We start from the raw sequence: 16,645 nt of genomic DNA, 5'->3' as shown, positions 1-16,645 counted from the left end.
CGCGTTCCTCAAACTTGCCCGCACCCTAACCGCACCGATTGGCCAATGAAATGGATTCTTTTGTCACAGCAATGACTTAGCGGCACACGACGGCATACAGCCACACCCCGGGCTCATCTTCCGCCAAAATACAGCAATCCAGTCATGCGAACAAAAAAGGGCGCCCGATCAGGACGCCCTTTTCCTAAATCCTCGACCCTGATCAGTCGATCTTGGGCAACAGGCTCGACACGCTGTCTTTGGCATCGCCATAGAACATGCGGGTGTTTTCCTTGTAGAACAGCGGGTTTTCGATGCCGGAATAGCCGGTGCCCTGCCCGCGTTTGCTGACAAACACCTGCTTGGCCTTCCAGCACTCCAGCACCGGCATGCCCGCAATAGGACTGTTCGGGTCGTCCTGCGCGGCCGGGTTCACGATGTCGTTCGACCCGATCACGATCGCCACATCTGTCGACGGGAAATCCTCGTTGATCTCGTCCATCTCCAGCACGATGTCGTAAGGCACCTTGGCCTCGGCCAGTAGCACGTTCATATGCCCCGGCAGACGCCCGGCGACCGGGTGAATGGCGAAACGCACATTTTTACCCTTGGCGCGCAGCTTGGTGGTCAGCTCGCTCACCGCCTGCTGGGCCTGCGCAACCGCCATGCCGTAACCGGGGATGATGATGACTGAATCGGCTTCGTTCAGCGCGGTCGCCACGCCATCGGCGTCAATTGCGATCTGTTCGCCTTCGACCGCCATCTGTTCCCCCGCAGGGCCGCCAAAACCGCCCAGGATCACGCTGACAAAGTGACGGTTCATCGCCTTGCACATGATGTAGCTGAGGATCGCACCAGACGAGCCGACAAGCGCGCCGACAACGATCAAAAGGTCATTGCCGAGGCTGAAGCCGATCGCCGCCGCGGCCCAGCCCGAGTAGCTATTGAGCATAGAGACAACGACGGGCATGTCGGCACCACCGATGCCCATGATCAGGTGATAGCCGATGAACAGCGCCGCCAGCGTCATCAGGAAGAGCGGGAAAAACCCACCCGTGTTGAAATACCAGATCAGGCAGATCAACGACACGCCCGCCGCCGACGCGTTCAGCATATGCCCGCCTGGCAGTTTTGTCGCGGCAGAGGTCACCTTGCCCGCCAGCTTGCCATAGGCAATGACCGACCCGGTAAAGGTGATCGCCCCGATGAAGATGCCCAGGAACAACTCGACCCGCAGAATGCTGATCTCGACACTGTCTTTCTTGGCCAGAAGGGCTGCAAACCCTTCGGTCGCCTTCTTCGCGGCCTCGTCCATCGCCAGCACATTGCCCAGCTCGAAATGTGCGTTGAAACCCACGAAGACCGCCGCCAGACCGACAAGCGAGTGCATCGCCGCCACAAGCTGCGGCATCTCGGTCATCTGCACCCTCTGGGCAACGATGTAGCCGATTGTCCCACCGCCCGCGATCAGCAGCAGTGACAGCAGCCACAGCCCCGATCCCGGCCCGATCAGCGTGGCCAGCACTGCCAGCCCCATGCCGACAATGCCGTACCAGATTGCGCGCTTGGCGCTTTCCTGTCCCGAAAGCCCGCCAAGGCTCAGAATAAAGAGGATGGCGGCGACCACATAGGCGGCCGTTGTAAATCCATAATCCATATCTCTGCCCCCTTACGACTTCTGGAACATGGCGAGCATGCGCCGTGTCACCATGAAACCGCCGAATATGTTGATCCCGGCCATAAAGACCGACAGCGCCGCCAGCAATATGACTAGGAAAGACCCTGATCCGATCTGCATCAGCGCGCCCAGAATGATGATCGACGAGATCGCGTTCGTCACCGCCATCAGCGGCGTGTGCAGCGAATGCGACACATTCCAGATCACCTGGAAGCCCACGAAGACCGCCAGCACGAAGACGATGAAATGCTGCATGAAGCTGGCCGGGGCCACCAGACCCACGCCCAGCAGCAGCGCACCGCCCACCGCCAGCAACGTGACCTGGCTTTTGGTCTGCGCCTTGAAGGCCGCCAGTTCCTGCGCCTTTTTCTCTTCGACCGTCAGTTCCCTGGCCGCCGGTTTCTTGGGCTGCGCCGCAATCGCGGCCACCTTGGGCGGCGGCGGCGGGAAGGTCACTTCCTTGGCATGCGCCACGGTGGCGCCACGGATGACGTCATCTTCCATGTCATGGTTGATAACGCCGTCTTTTTCCGGCGTGAGATCCGTCATCATGTGGCGGATATTGGTGGCGTAAAGCGTCGAGGCCTGTGTTGCCATCCGGCTAGGGAAGTCAGTATAGCCGATAATGGTCACACCGTTGTCGGTCACGATCTTCTCATCCATCACGGTAAGCTTGCAGTTGCCGCCCTTTTCCGCTGCCAGGTCGACGATGACCGAGCCGGGTTTCATGGCGTTCACCATATCCTCGGTCCAAAGTTCCGGCGCCTCGCGGTTCGGGATCAGCGCGGTGGTGATCACGATGTCCACTTCCGGCGCCAGCTCGCGGAACTTGGCCAGCTGTGCCTCGCGGAATTCCGGTGACGAGACCGAGGCATAGCCGCCAGTCGCTGCGCCGTCCGTCTGCTCCTCTTCGAAATCGAGGAACACGAACTCCGCGCCCATCGATTCAACCTGCTCGGCCACTTCGGGGCGCACGTCGAACGCGTAGGTGATCGCGCCCAGCGACGTGGATGTCCCGATCGCGGCCAGACCGGCGACGCCCGCACCCACCACCAGAACCTTGGCCGGGGGCACCTTGCCCGCCGCAGTGATCTGACCGGTGAAGAACCGGCCGAAATTGTTGCCCGCCTCTATGACCGCCCGGTAGCCCGCGATATTGGCCATCGAGCTCAGCGCGTCCATCTTCTGCGCCCGCGAAATACGCGGCACCATCTCCATCGCCACAACGGTCGCGCCCTTCTCAGCGGCAGCTTTCATCTGCTTTTCATTGGCACCAGGATTGAAGAACGAAATGAGCGTCTGACCCTCGCGCAGCCGCTTCATCTCGGCATCCTTCGGCTGGCGCACCTTGGCGACCACGTCTGCGGCCTTCCATAGCGCCGCGGCGGTCTTGACCACCTCCACGCCCGCGTCCTTGTAGTCTTTGTCCGAGAATCCCGCAGCCGCACCGGCCTTGGTCTCGATCACACATTCATGGCCCAGCTTCTGCAACTGCAGCGCTGAATCGGGCGTCATCGCAACACGATTTTCGCCCTCATTGACCTCTTTGGGTGTCCCTATCTTCAATGTCCTGTTCCTCTTACTGGCAAATTCGATTGCCCGACCGGCCCTGATCGGTCGTCGCCCTCTTAGCGTCAAGCGTCGTTATTTCACAAGGTATACCAAAATACGACAGCCAGATTGTCCCATCTGTTACATCCAGCTAAGTCCAACGCCGCGTTTTTTCACAATATCGCGCAAAATCCATCCGGAACTTGCGCCTCAGGCGATCTTCTTCCGCGATAATGAAGCGTTTTTCAATCACCCAGACGAAGATCGGCACCAATGGAAGCGCCAAAACCGCGTCCGAGCGCAGAATCAACCCCGCCAGAATCAGCGCGTCCCCCAGGTAGATAGGATTGCGCGAGCGTTTGAAAATGCCGCTGGTGATCAACCGGTCGGCTTCCTGATGCGGAATCACCGTGGTCTTGTGGCGGCGAAATTCGGCAAAGGCCAACGCCATCAGCACCAGACCGCCGCCCACCAGCAAACCACCTGCGAAATCCGCCCAGGTCCCGCCAAAGCTCAGCCCCATCGGGACATGCGCGACCTGAAGCCAGGCCAGTACAGCAAAGCCCAACAGCCACACGGGCGGAATGTCGATCCATTTCAGCATGGCCGCGTCCCTACCCCGTTCTGCCCGCAGGTGAAATGGCGCGACTTGCCGCAGCCCTTGCAGGCTAGACGCAGAGCCGAGAAGACGCAGCGCGATTGCTGGCTTGCCCCTTCCCGCCCATCCGCTAGGCTGACCCCATGACAGTCTCAAGAACACTCACCGGCAAACACGCGCTTGTCACCGGCGGCGGCACCGGCATCGGCCTTGCCGTCGCCCGGGCACTGGCTGCGCAGGGCGCGCAGGTCACCATCACCGGACGCCGCGCCGAGGTGCTGGAAAGCGTCGCAGGTGAAAATCTGCACGCAGCCGCGATGGACGTGACCGACGAGGCGCAGCTCAAAGACACCATCTCCGCCGCCGTGGAACAGCGCGGACCAGTTCAGATCTGCATCGCCAATGCGGGCATCGCCGAAGGCCGCGCCCTGCACAAGACCGACATGGAGTTCTGGCGCCGCACCATGGCCACCAACCTCGATGGCGCGTTCTTGACCATTCGCGAAAGCCTCACGTCGATGCACCAAGCCGATTGGGGCCGTGTCATCGCCATCTCCTCCATCGCCGGGTTGAAGGGGCTTAAGGGCGCTGCCGCCTATACCGCCTCCAAACACGGGATGATCGGCCTTATCCGCGCCCTCAGCGAAGACTACCTGGGCACCCCGTTCACGTTCAACGCTGTTTGTCCGGGCTATGTTGATACAGAAATTATCAGCCGCAACGTGACCTCGATCCAGGAACGGGCCGGGATCAGCGCCGATGACGCCCGCGCGCTGATGGTCGATGCCAATAAGCACAAACGCCTGATCCATCCCAACGAAGTGGCGCAGACCGTGCTCTGGCTCTGCGGTCCGGGGTCCGAAAGTATCAACGGACAGGCCATCGAAATCGCCGGAGGACAATTCTGAGCCATGACCCGTGACGAATTCAACCAGTTTTGCGGCTCACTCACCGCCACCAGCCATGTGGTGCAATGGGGCAATGCCGATGTCTGGAAAGTCGGCGGCAAGGTTTTTGGTATCTGCGGCTGGAACGACGGCAACGATGCCTTCACCTTCAAGGCGTCCAAGATCGCCTTCGAAGTGCTCCAGGATCAGCCCGGCATTCGCCCGGCCCCTTATCTGGCGTCGCGTGGTCTGAAGTGGCTGCAGGTTTACTGCGATCCGGGCCTCAGCGACGATGAATTACGCGAACACCTCATCGCCTCGTATCACATGGCGGCGGCAAACCTGTCTAAGAAGAAACGTGCCGAGTTAGGCATCGAGGATACAACCTAATTAGTTTCAACCTCTTGAAGCGCTGTATTTATCCAAGATCCGCTCTGAATCCTTTGCACACCGCTGATCCGATGATCAGGCTGTCCTCAATTGCGGGGCACGGCGCCCATCCGCCCAGGCTCGCGCGGCATTCCCAAGCGCTCCGAAGAGCGACACGCTGACCGGATCATTGGCGGCATTCCATTCCGGATGCCATTGGACGGACAGCGCAAATCCCTTTGCACCTTCGATATAAATCGCCTCAGGCGTCCCATCGGGCGCGCGACCGTCAATGATGACCCGCGCACCAGCCTCTTCGATCCCCTGGCCGTGCAGCGTGTTGGTCAATACCTCTGCATCACCGAGCAACTGGTGGAACGGGCCACCTGGGGTAAAATGCACCTTGTGGCGCAGGGCAAACTGCTCTTCCAGGGTGCCATCGGGCGGCATCCGATGATTGTCGCGGCCGGGCAGATCGCGGATTTCCGGATGCAAAGTCCCGCCCATCGCCACGTTGACCTCCTGAAACCCACGGCAGATGCCCAGCATCGGCTGCCCCCGGTCAACGCAGGCCCGCACCAGCGGTAAGGTCAGCGCATCCCGCGCGCGATCAAAATCCCCATGCGCTTCGGTCTCGGCATGACCATATTCCTCGGGGTGGACATTCGGGCGGCCGCCGGTCAGCAAGAACCCGTCACAGACTTCCAGCAGATCCTCGACCTGCACCAGTGCCGGGTCAGACGGGACGATCAGCGGCATGCATTCAGCCACATCCGCAATCGCCGCCGAGTTCATCTCGCCATTGGCATGCGCCATATAGCCGTTATGCAAATCGTACCGGTTGCCGATAATGCCAATAATCGGTCTGGCCATCTTGTACCCCTTCGTTACTCCCGTCCTGAATATATCGGTCGAATTGATAATAAAACATCAATCCGCGCACAGGTTTCCACGCAGATGTGCACGTGATGGTAATGCCCGCCCTCTAGCATCTGGCGCCGTGGGCGGCAGCACCTGCGATTGCACCTGCCAAAATGCATCCCGGCCGGTGCTAGGGTGTTGTCGTCCACACCGCTCATGCCCGGTTGCGGCCACGCGTCATTGCGCTAAACCTGTCCACAGCCGGTGACAGGAGACCATCAGATGCGCGACGCTGCCCCTCAGACCATCTATCTCAAGGATTACACGCCTTTCGGCTATCTGATTGACGGGGTCGAGCTGACGTTCCGACTGCATCCCACGGCGACCCGCGTGATCTCGCGCATCCGGTTTCGACCCAATCCCGATGCCACCGACCACCGGTTTTTCCTGCATGGTGAAGGTCTGACCCTGATCAGCGCTGCAATTGACGGTCAGACGGTTACGCCCGATCGGACCGATACCGGCCTTACCTGCCCTGTTCCCGATGCGCCCTTTGTCTGGGAAGCGGAAGTGGAGATTTCACCCTCGACCAACACCGCACTGGAAGGGCTGTACATGTCCAACGGCATGTATTGCACCCAATGCGAGGCTGAGGGGTTTCGCAACATCACCTATTACCCCGATCGCCCCGACGTGATGGCGCCGTTCAGTGTACGCATCGAAGGTGACGAAAAAATTCTACTGTCAAATGGCAATCCGGGCAACAGCGGTACCGGTTTCGCCGAATGGCACGATCCCTGGCCAAAGCCGGCGTATCTTTTTGCTCTGGTGGCCGGTGATCTGGTCAATCACCCGGACACCTTCACCACCCGATCCGGCAAAAAAGTGGAGCTTAACATCTGGGTCCGGCCCGGTGACGAGGGCAAATGTGCCTTTGGCATGCAGGCGTTAAGGGACAGTATGACATGGGACGAAGAGGTTTATGGTCGTGAATACGATCTCGACATCTTCAACATCGTCGCGGTGGATGACTTCAACATGGGCGCAATGGAGAACAAGGGGCTGAACATCTTCAACTCCTCCGCCGTACTGGCCAGCCCCGAAACCTCGACCGATACGAATTTCGAGCGGATCGAGGCAATCATCGCCCATGAGTATTTCCACAACTGGACCGGCAACCGCATCACCTGCCGCGACTGGTTTCAGCTTTGCCTCAAGGAAGGGTTGACCGTCTATCGTGATTCTCAATTCACCTCGGATATGCGCTCGGCCCCGGTCAAACGCATCTCGGACGTGATCGCGCTCCGCGCCCGGCAGTTCCGCGAGGATAACGGCCCGCTGGCCCACCCCGTGCGCCCAGACAGCTTTGTCGAGATCAACAATTTTTACACCGCCACGGTCTATGAAAAGGGCGCCGAACTGATCGGGATACTGAAGACGCTGGTGGGCGATAACGCTTATGCCAAGGCGCTTGATCTCTATTTCAATCGCCATGATGGCGAGGCATGCACGATCGAGGACTGGTTGCAGGCGTTCGAGGATGCGACAGGGCGCGATCTTTCGCAGTTCAAGCGCTGGTATGAACAAGCCGGCACCCCGCGCCTGAGCGTGGCAGATGACTTCAAGGACGGCACTTATACACTTAACTTTGAACAGAAAACGCCAGCAACGCCTGGGCAAGATATCAAAGATGCGCGCGTAATTCCGATTGCCGTCGGCCTGATCGGCCCCAATGGCGACGAGGTACACGAAACCACCGTGCTGGAGATGACCGGCGCACGACAAAGCTTCCGTTTCGACGGCCTTTCTGCAAAGCCGATCCCGTCGATTCTGCGCGGTTTCTCGGCCCCGGTTATTCTGGAGCGTGAGATCACCAATGCCGAGCGCGCCTTCCTTCTGGCCCACGACACCGACCCGTTTAACAAATGGGAAGCCGGGCTGAGCCTCGCGCGGGATGGGTTGATAGCGATGATCCACGACGGGGCGGCCCCCGATAGCGCCTATCTTGATGCGGTTCAGACAATGGCGCGCGATGACAGTCTTGATCCGGCCTTCCGCGCCCTGGCGCTTGGCCTGCCCAGCCAAGACGATCTGGCGCAGGCGCTTTATGATCAGGGTCATACGCCCGATCCGCAAGCCATATGGGAGGCGCTTGAAACCCTCCGTCACGCCAAGGCGCAGGCGATGCAGGACCTCGCCCCGCGGCTTTATGCCCAGTATCAGGTGACCGGTCCGTATCAGCCAAACGCCGAACAATCGGGCGCACGATCACTGGCCAATGCAGCACTGGCGATGATCACACGGCTGGATGGCGGCGCGCAGGCGCAGCGGCAATATGACAATGCCAGCAACATGACGCAGCAGCTCGCCGCCTGGTCGTGCCTCTTGCAAGCCGGCAAGGGTGAGGCCGCCACCGCCGCGTTTTACGACCAGTGGCAACATGACCGGCTGGTGATCGACAAATGGTTCATGCTGCAAATCCTGAACGCCGATCCGGCCAAGACCGCCGATACCGCCGCGCGTCTGACCAAGCATCCCGACTTCACGATGAAAAACCCCAACCGGTTCCGATCTACCCTTGGCGGGTTGACGGCCTCTTCCGCCGGGTTCCACCATGCCAGCGGGAAAGGTTACGAACTACTGGCGAACTGGCTGATCCGGCTAGACCCTCTGAACCCGCAGACCACGGCACGGATGTGTTCGGCGTTTGAAACGTGGAAACGCTACGATTCCGACCGGCAGGTCCACATAAAGGCTCAGCTTGAACGTATCCTCGATACGCCCAGCCTCAGTCGAGACACGACGGAAATGGTCACACGTATTCTTGCAGGGTGATACGTGCGCTTAGTCCGCCTCACGTCACCGTCGAGGTTGAGGAGGTTTTATAAGTATAGCTAACAAGAACATAAAGAATTATTCGCATTCGTTAAGTCAATCTATCGGTTATAAGTATCTCACACACTGAAATACTGGACAATGCGAGACCATCATGAAGTCAGATATCCTGAAGGTAACGATAGAACGTGGCGCCGACAGGCGTGATGTTTTTGAGGTGCCTGCCTATGACAATCAAACGGTTCTGGATGTGGTGTCATGGGTGCAGCAGAACACTGATCCGACGTTGAGCTACAGATTTGCCTGTCGTGTCGGCATGTGCGGCAGCTGTGCGATGATGGTCAATGGCGTGCCCCGCTGGACATGCAGGACGCATATTTCGAAAGTGCTGGACGGAAACGCAGTAACAATTGGCCCGCTGCGCAACCTGCCGGTGATCAAGGATCTCGCGGTCGACATGGACCCGTTCTTTGACAAATGGGTTGCAGCCGAGGGCGTGCACCACGGCGGGTTGACCCGCGATGATCCGATCGCCCCTGTCGATCAGACAAGCCCCGCGCGGGTTGAGGCCAATGCAGGTATTGAGTGCATCAACTGTTCGGTCTGCTATGCGGCCTGTGACACGGTCGCAGGCAATCCAGACTACCTTGGTCCTGCCGCCTTGCAGCGAGCATGGAGCCTTCTGAACGACGCCAAGGACGAGGGCCGCAGCGCCATTCTTGAGGCCGTGTCGGGCAGCGACGGGTGCCATAACTGCCATTCGATGGGCTCCTGCACCACCTATTGCCCGAACGAGCTGGACCCTATGTCGGCCATTGCCGGTCTCAAACGCGAAACCGCGAAATCATTCTTCAAGCGGGGGCGCTGATGCTAACCTTGCGTCTTTACATGTTGCAAAGGATCACGGCGCTGCTGATGGCACCGCTGGTGTTGGGGCATCTGGCAATGATGATCTACGCGGTTCAGGGCGGACTGTCGGCGGCGGAAATCCTGGGACGCACCCAAGGCTCGATCCTGTGGTTCCTGTTCTACGGCATCTTTGTCATGTCAGCGGCAATCCACGGGGCAATCGGGCTGCGAACAATCGCCCATGAATGGGGTGGTGTGAAAGGCGTCGCCCTCGATTTGGTGATGTGGGTGATCGGACTGGGATTGTTTGCACTCGGAGCGCGCGCCGTCTGGGCCGTGAGCTTCGCATGAAAGCGGCGCAAGGCATCACTTCGCGGGCGCATCCCCTGTGGCTGGCTTATATGTTGCACCGCCTGTCCGGCCTTGGCCTCGCACTGTTCCTGCCTTTTCATTTCTGGGTGCTATCAATGGCGATGACAGATCCCGCGCGGCTGGATGGTTTTTTGCGGCTGACCGACACGGGCTTGGTCAAGCTGGTTGAATTTGGTCTGGTGTTTCTGCTTGCCGTGCACTTGTTCGGCGGTCTGCGTCTGATCGCAATGGAATGGCTGCCGTGGTCGGCGCCGCAGAAAACCCTTGCTGCCAGCGTGGCGGCCCTATCTTTTCTGATAGCTGCCCTCTTTTTCATGAAGGCGATCTGAGATGCGTATCGCAGACATCGACCGGCACGATACCGATATCCTGATCCTCGGGACCGGCGGCGCTGGCCTTTTTGCGGCGCTCCACGCCCAACAAAGCGCGCCCGAAGGGACCCGGATCACAATTGCGGTCAAGGGTCTGATCGGCAAATGCGGCTGCACACGTATGGTGCAAGGCGGTTACAACGTCGCCCTTGGCGGCGGTGACACCGTAGAACGCCACTTCATGGATACCATTCAGGGCGGCAAGTGGCTGCCCGATCAGGACATGGCCTGGCGTTTGTGCGAGCAGGCCGTGGTCCGCATCCGCGAATTGGAAAACGAGGTCGGGTGTTTTTTCGACCGCAACCCTGACGGCACGCTGCACCAGAAAGCCTTTGCCGGGCAAACTGCGGACCGCACCGTGCACAAGGGCGATCTGACAGGCATCGAGATCATCAACCGCCTAATGGAAAAGGTGCTGGCCAGCGGGGTTGAGAAACTGCAGGAGCACCGCGCTGTCGGGCTGATCCCGACAAAGGACGGCAGTGCCATTGCCGGTGTGTTGATGATCGACATGCGCAGCGGAAAATTCCGGCTGGTGCGCGCCAAGACCGTGCTGATGGGCACCGGCGGCGGACCGACGATGTACAAGTACCACACACCCTCGGGCGACAAGACGATGGACGGGCTGGCGATGGCCCTGCGCGCCGGGTTGCGATTGCGCGATATGGAGATGGTGCAGTTTCACCCCACCGGCCTGCTGGCGGGTGACCATACCCGCATGACCGGCACCGTGCTTGAAGAGGGCCTGCGCGGCGCGGGCGGCCAACTGATCAGCCATGCAGGCCAGCGGTTCATGTTTGACTACGACACCAAAGGCGAGCGCGCCACTCGCGATGTCGTCAGCCGCGGCATCTATGCCGAGATGCGCAAGAACAATAACCCCGAACAAGAGGGCGTCTTTATCTCAATGTCCCATCTGGGACCCGACAACGTGCGTCAGAAGTTTCCCGGTATGGTCAAGCGCTGCGCCGATAGCGGCTTCGATCTGGCCGCTGGCAAAGTCGAAGTGGTGCCGACCGCACATTATTTCATGGGCGGTATGGTCGTCGATGTGGACACGCGCACCGCGATGGAAGGGCTGTACGTGGCGGGCGAGGACGCGGGCGGCGCGCATGGGTCGAACCGGCTGGGCGGCAACGGCGTGGCCAACTCGACTGTCTATGGCGGGATCGCAGGCGATATGATGGGGGCTGACGTGGCGGGCATGTCGCTGCGCGACCCTGATGAAGATGTGCTGATGTCCGAGCTTGACCGCGCGATCCATCCCCTGACCCGCAAACCCGATCTGGTCCTGCCCCTGCGCAAGCAGCTTCAGAACCTGATGTGGGAAGATGTGGGCGTGATGCGGACCGAGGCCGGGATGAAACGCGGCCTGACCGGTATTGCCAAGGTCTCGGACGCGCTGATGGAGGTTGGCGTCGAGGCCAGCACCCTCGCATTCAACCTGACCTGGCACGATTGGCTGAACCTGCGCTCGCTTTGTGATATATCCGAGGTCATCACCAAGGCGGGCCTTGCGCGCGAGAATTCACGCGGCGCGCATTATCGCGAGGATTTCCCCGACGAAGGCGCGATGAAAGACAGCGAATTTACCGTCGCGCAGATGAAAGACGGAAACGTGCACGTATCGCGAGAGCCCGTTCAATTTACCATCGTGAGCCCCGGCGAAACCATTTTGCCGGAAGGTGAACCTGAAACGCTGGTGGCAGCCCTATGATAGCGATCGATCTTATCCAAAAGACCGCCGAAACCCTGATGGACAAGGCGGCCATCGAAATCCCACAGGATTATCTTGATGGTCTGCAAGAGGCTGCCAGGACCGAGGATGGCGACTTGTCCTCCTTTGTCCTCAAGGCCATGCTTGAGAACTACAAGGCAGCCAAGGAGGACCGCCGCGCCATGTGCGGTGACACCGGCGTGCCGCGATGGTTTGTGAAGCTGGGCAATGAAGCGACGGTTGAAGGCGGTATGGTGGCGCTTGAGGCCACACTGCGCCGGGCCACGGCCAATGCCACCAATGGCGTGCCGCTCCGGCCCAATCGGGTGCATCCTCTGTGGCGCACGGACCACGACAACAATGTCGGCATTGGCGCCCCCGAGATTGAATATGGTTTTGAACCCGAGGGCGAATGGATCGACCTCATCACGGTCCATAAGGGCGGTCTTTTCGGGACGGACTATCGCATGCTCTTTCCCTCAGATGGCCTTCAGGGGATCAAACGGTTTTATCTCGACAGTTTGATGGCCTTTGGCAAACGCGGCCTCGCCTGTCAGCCTGCGATCATCGGGATCGGGCTTGGCGGGTCCAAGGACATCTGCATGACACTGGGCAAACGCGCCTCGACCCTGCGGGTTGTCGGCAGCCGCAATTCCGATCCGCGCATTGCCGAGATGGAAGATGAGTTCAAGAAGCTCGGCAACTCCATCGGCATGGGCGCAATGGGCTTTGTCGGCAAGAACATGGTGATCGATTGCAATATCGAGGTGGGCTATTGCCACACCGGGGGCATGCCCATGTCGGTACACGCCTTCTGCCTGTCCTCACGCCGGGCCGTGGCGCGGTTATTTCCCGATGGCCGGGTGGAATATCGCACTGATCCCGACTGGTTCACTGATTATCAGCGCCGCGAGACCGTCGATTGGACACCGCTACAGGAGGCAGCAGAATGAGTGGCCCGCGCGAAGTACGGCTGTCGACGACCCCCACCTCCGAGGCGATTGCGGACCTGCGGCTGGGCGACGTCGTCTATCTTGACGGTCTGATGTATACCGCGCGTGAAGGCGTCTACATGCGCGCGCTGGAAGACAAGGCCAACATCCCGATGGAACTGCCCAGCCAGTCCGCCGCGAACTTCCATTGTTCTCCGGCGGCTCGGATCAACCCGGATGGGTCGTTTGATCTGGGGGCGGTAACGGCCACGGCCTCTTTCCGGTTTGCCAAGTGGCTGCCTGAATGGATGGCAAAGACCGGCGCCAGGCTGATCGTCGGCAAGGGCGGCATGACGTCAAAAGACTACAAGGAATATTTCGTACCCAACGGCGCGGTTTACCTCTCGACCGTCGGTTATGGCACCGGTGCTTTGTTGGGACGGGGCGTCGAAAGCGTCGAGGCCGTGCACTGGAATGAAGAACTGGGATTGGCGCAGGCGATGTGGGTCATCAAGTGCAACAGGATGGGGCCGTTCATTGTTGCCTCGGATCTGAACGGTGATTGCCTCTTTGAACGCGAAAACGCCAAGATCGCGGAAAATGTTGCGCGTGTCTACGAAGGCACAAAACCCGCCGTGATGAAGCGCTATGGCGAAAGCGATGACCGTACCGATGAGGTGATCTAGAACTACCGCGCAAGATCAATAAGCTAGAATCCCGCTTGCAATCTGTTGCGTTGCCTAAGCCGTCTGAATGACGTCGTTCAATGCCTCAAACAGTTCATCAAGGGCCCGGGTCTTGATCTGGTTCTCCTGATAAATCAGGCCAAGTGTCCTGTGCGGTGCATCCGGCCCCAGGCTCAACGCCTTCACAGGGATGGCATCAAGTGGTTTAACGGCGAGGTCCGGCACGATAGAGACGCCAAGATTGGCGTGCACCATGCTGGCAATGGCCTCGGGGCTGTCCAATTCCATCGTCTCTGTCACCCGGATGCGGTTTGACAAAATCCAGCTGTCAATCAATGCGCCCACAACCGTGCGCCGGTTGAAGCGGATAAAGGGTCTCGTTTTCAAAAGCTTGATTGGATCGTCTTCGGCCTCCTCAATCGCTGCAATCAATTGCATCGGCTCGTTCGTAAGTTCACGAAACTCCACACCCACAGGCATCAGGTTTGGCTTAGTGATAATGGCCGCATCCAGATTGCCGCGCTCGATCTCGGCGAGAAGCGTTCCGGTCAGCCCGGGTCGAATGTGCAGGCCAAGCTTGGGATACTTGGATTTCAGGGCGGCCATCGCCCGGGGCGTAAGACCGGTCAGGGTAGTGCGCAAGACACCCAGCGTGATGACACCGCCCAGACCGCCATCACCCAGCACCGAAGGCACCAGATTGTCGTAATCCGCGATCAGATCACGGGCCTTTGCGACGATCTGGTGCGCTACCGGGGTCAGTTCAGGCGTTCTGGTGCTGCGATTGAACAAGGCGATTCCAAGGTCGGCCTCCAACGCCTGCATCTGCTGACTGACAGCGGCATGGGTGACGTGCACGAGCTTCGCCGCCTCGCTAAAGGTTTTGGTATCGGCGATCGCTACCAGAGTGCGGAGGCGTCGAATGGTCATATCTCTCTCACCCAGACATTAAGCTATGCTGTCACAAGGTATAATTTTTACCCACCAGCATAAAGAGAAACTTACTTCCGCGTAGGCTAAGACCGCTCACCGTATTCACCCAAAAATACGATCCCTGCCGAAAGGCTTTTGGGAGGTTCCCGCCAAATCTTTCAGCTATAAAGGAAACACGCCCTTTCAGCGCCATGCTGTTTGGGTTGGCAACTGGCGCCCTTCAGCGGGTCTCGCCCTAATCCACCGCCCGGTGCACCACCACTTGCTGGAACGGGATTTCCCAGTCGTTTTCAGTTGCCAGCTCCACAAGGATACGGGCCAGTTCGCGCTCGATTTCCTCGAACCGGGGCGCCGCCGCACCGCCGACGTCAACCTCGACCTCGTAGTCGATTGACGAAGTTCCTGCGCGCAGCAACTCGACCTCGACTGCGCGCAGGCTTTCGTCGCGCAGGAATGCCTTTATCCGCGCTTCGACCCCGTCGCGCATGAGGCGCGGAATTTCCGTGGCCGCCTTGGCCTGATGGCGATAGCTGATGCCAAATTCCACCTCGACCCGGAAGCCATGCGACAGGTTCTCTGGTGTCTGGTCCAGATAGTCCGAGGTTTGATACGTCACCTGCGCACCACCCAAAAGCTTCAGCACCACCATTTCCGGTGTCTGCGCAACAACCTGCCCCGCATGGCCATCGGTCAACCGCACCCAGTCGCCCTTTTCGGATGGAAACCAGCTTTCGTTTTCCGCCGCCGGACGCGAATGCAGCCCGACAAGCTCCCGCACGGGCAAGGTGAATTCGCCTCCGTCCAGCGCCGGGTTCACCAGATCGGTGTAAAAGCTCAGCTTCGACACACGAAACGGCACGCCATTGAACAGCACGCGCTCATCCTCCTGCACCGCACCCAGATTGAGCAATACGGTGATCTGTTCAAGAAGATTGGGCAGCATGCGTATCGCCAGCCAAAGAAGCGCGAAAGTCAGAAGACCGGCAAGCCCCAGCAGCAACCAGTCATTGCGCAGGTTGAACACAATAATCATCGCAACAAAGCTGCCCAGAACCGTAAAGCCGGTGAAAATCAGATTGGACAGGCGCGCCGCGAAACTTGTGGGGCGTCCGGTGAAACCATAGATCCGCAATGCGAGCCAGCGGATGAGACGGCAGGCAACCAGAAAACCAGTAAAGGCTGAGAGCCCCAACAGGATGCTAAGCCCCCGGTCGCGAAAAAAACCGCTCAGCGCGGAATCGACATTGCGCCGGGCCGATGCACGTTCCGAGGAAAGATCCGTCAGTTGCTGGGTCAGGGCGTCATATTGCGACCGGTTGATCTCGACCCGTTCTTTCCAGAGTTCAAGCTGCTGGGTCAGCAGGGTCAGAACGGTGTCATTGCTGGCCTGCGGGATCGCGGCTTCGGTATTTTCCACAGCCAGTTCGGCATCGGCCAGACGCCGCCCGGTGGCGGCGAGCGCGCGGCGTGTACGCTCGATCTGGCGCGCGTTTTCGGTAGCCCCTTTCAGCCCAGAGACAAAAGGTTCAACAAGCGCCTCCAACTCGCGACGCAGGTCAAACTCGGTGGATTCGAGGTTTAGATATTCCTGTTCAGAGACACCGGTGACGACGATGGATATCTGATCGCGCACAAGGTCAATCTCGGCCCCGAGTGCCTCCAGTTCCTCTTGCAATGCGGCCTGTTCGGCCTCTGACGCCGCTTCTGTCTGCGCCGAAAGGTCCTGAGCCTGCGATTCAAGCGTTGCGAGGCTTTCCAGTAGCGGCTCAAGCGTGACAATGGTGGTCTTGGCCCGTTCGACCAGTTCCTGCGCGGCAATATCTTCGGCGCTGGCGTCTTCGGCACCCTCCTGCGCAGTACCTGGCGAGGCCGCCAACAAGATCGCGATCGTAACACTGATCAGAAATGCGCCAAAAGCGCGGGTGATCTTTCCAAAAACCGTTATCTGCACCGTTATCCCCTGCCCAACTATCCCAGGTGATAAAGCCAGCAGACGGCCCGGTGCGCAAGCCTCTGCACGACCGGGC

Annotated in this window: 15 protein-coding genes; 9 read left to right on the top strand and 6 right to left on the bottom strand. The window is 59.4% G+C overall.

The window, feature by feature from the left end:
• Nucleotides 1-202: 202 nt before the first annotated feature.
• The 3 genes from LC334_RS14500 to LC334_RS14490 form a co-directional block, all read right to left on the bottom strand.
• Entirely contained in the window at nucleotides 203-1,636 is a 1,434-nt protein-coding gene (locus LC334_RS14500; protein WP_085799653.1) for an NAD(P)(+) transhydrogenase (Re/Si-specific) subunit beta, read from the bottom strand.
• A gap of 12 nt (nucleotides 1,637-1,648) precedes the next feature.
• Nucleotides 1,649-3,223: a Re/Si-specific NAD(P)(+) transhydrogenase subunit alpha gene (locus tag LC334_RS14495; protein WP_085799654.1), complete on the bottom strand. Its 1,575-nt coding sequence runs from the start codon at nucleotides 3,221-3,223 to the stop codon at nucleotides 1,649-1,651.
• 136 nt (nucleotides 3,224-3,359) lie between these two features.
• Nucleotides 3,360-3,812, bottom strand: a complete 453-nt coding sequence (locus LC334_RS14490) for a methyltransferase family protein (RefSeq protein WP_176237648.1) — start codon at nucleotides 3,810-3,812, stop codon at nucleotides 3,360-3,362.
• Between the two features lie 137 nt (nucleotides 3,813-3,949).
• Between LC334_RS14490 and LC334_RS14485 the strand changes: the two genes are divergently transcribed.
• Together LC334_RS14485 and LC334_RS14480 are read left to right on the top strand one after the other, a co-directional pair.
• Nucleotides 3,950-4,714, top strand: coding sequence for an SDR family NAD(P)-dependent oxidoreductase (locus LC334_RS14485; protein WP_085799655.1), 765 nt, complete (start codon nucleotides 3,950-3,952; stop codon nucleotides 4,712-4,714).
• A gap of 3 nt (nucleotides 4,715-4,717) precedes the next feature.
• The gene (locus LC334_RS14480) at nucleotides 4,718-5,083 is read left to right on the top strand and encodes an MmcQ/YjbR family DNA-binding protein (RefSeq protein ID WP_085799656.1); all 366 of its coding nucleotides are present in this window, start codon (nucleotides 4,718-4,720) and stop codon (nucleotides 5,081-5,083) included.
• A 75-nt stretch (nucleotides 5,084-5,158) separates the two neighbouring features.
• On the opposite strand, the gene LC334_RS14475 is transcribed toward LC334_RS14480, so the two are convergent.
• The gene (locus LC334_RS14475) at nucleotides 5,159-5,935 is read right to left on the bottom strand and encodes a gamma-glutamyl-gamma-aminobutyrate hydrolase family protein (RefSeq protein ID WP_085799657.1); all 777 of its coding nucleotides are present in this window, start codon (nucleotides 5,933-5,935) and stop codon (nucleotides 5,159-5,161) included.
• A gap of 270 nt (nucleotides 5,936-6,205) precedes the next feature.
• Between LC334_RS14475 and pepN the strand changes: the two genes are divergently transcribed.
• From pepN to LC334_RS14440, 7 genes are all read left to right on the top strand, one after another.
• Complete coding sequence (pepN, locus tag LC334_RS14470) at nucleotides 6,206-8,758, top strand: aminopeptidase N (RefSeq protein WP_085799658.1); 2,553 nt, start codon at nucleotides 6,206-6,208, stop codon at nucleotides 8,756-8,758.
• Between the two features lie 154 nt (nucleotides 8,759-8,912).
• Nucleotides 8,913-9,626, top strand: coding sequence for a succinate dehydrogenase/fumarate reductase iron-sulfur subunit (locus LC334_RS14465; RefSeq protein WP_085799659.1), 714 nt, complete (start codon nucleotides 8,913-8,915; stop codon nucleotides 9,624-9,626).
• The gene (locus LC334_RS14460; RefSeq protein WP_085799660.1) at nucleotides 9,626-9,958 is read left to right on the top strand and encodes a succinate dehydrogenase; all 333 of its coding nucleotides are present in this window, start codon (nucleotides 9,626-9,628) and stop codon (nucleotides 9,956-9,958) included. Before LC334_RS14465 ends, LC334_RS14460 begins: the two co-directional genes overlap by 1 nt.
• Entirely contained in the window at nucleotides 9,955-10,308 is a 354-nt protein-coding gene (gene sdhC / locus LC334_RS14455) for a succinate dehydrogenase, cytochrome b556 subunit (protein ID WP_085799661.1), read from the top strand. The genes LC334_RS14460 and sdhC overlap by 4 nt, the downstream gene beginning before the upstream one ends.
• A 1-nt stretch (nucleotide 10,309) precedes the next feature.
• A complete protein-coding gene (locus LC334_RS14450; protein WP_085799662.1) occupies nucleotides 10,310-12,067 on the top strand; it encodes an L-aspartate oxidase in 1,758 nt (585 codons plus the stop codon).
• On the top strand, nucleotides 12,064-13,020 hold the full coding sequence (locus LC334_RS14445; RefSeq protein ID WP_085799663.1) for a fumarate hydratase: 957 nt from the start codon (nucleotides 12,064-12,066) through the stop codon (nucleotides 13,018-13,020). Before LC334_RS14450 ends, LC334_RS14445 begins: the two co-directional genes overlap by 4 nt.
• The gene (locus LC334_RS14440; protein ID WP_085799664.1) at nucleotides 13,017-13,685 is read left to right on the top strand and encodes a fumarate hydratase C-terminal domain-containing protein; all 669 of its coding nucleotides are present in this window, start codon (nucleotides 13,017-13,019) and stop codon (nucleotides 13,683-13,685) included. Before LC334_RS14445 ends, LC334_RS14440 begins: the two co-directional genes overlap by 4 nt.
• Before the next feature lie 54 nt (nucleotides 13,686-13,739).
• Here LC334_RS14440 and LC334_RS14435 read toward each other — a convergent pair whose 3' ends face one another.
• Nucleotides 13,740-14,615, bottom strand: coding sequence for a LysR family transcriptional regulator (locus LC334_RS14435; RefSeq protein WP_085799665.1), 876 nt, complete (start codon nucleotides 14,613-14,615; stop codon nucleotides 13,740-13,742).
• A gap of 238 nt (nucleotides 14,616-14,853) precedes the next feature.
• On the bottom strand, nucleotides 14,854-16,569 hold the full coding sequence (locus LC334_RS14430; RefSeq protein ID WP_085799666.1) for a coiled-coil domain-containing protein: 1,716 nt from the start codon (nucleotides 16,567-16,569) through the stop codon (nucleotides 14,854-14,856).
• Between the last annotated feature and the right edge of the window lie 76 nt (nucleotides 16,570-16,645).

It is taken from the genome of Roseovarius aestuarii (assembly GCF_019966515.1).
Taxonomy (GTDB): domain Bacteria; phylum Pseudomonadota; class Alphaproteobacteria; order Rhodobacterales; family Rhodobacteraceae; genus Roseovarius; species Roseovarius aestuarii.
This window is presented reverse-complemented; position numbering and strand designations above follow the sequence as displayed.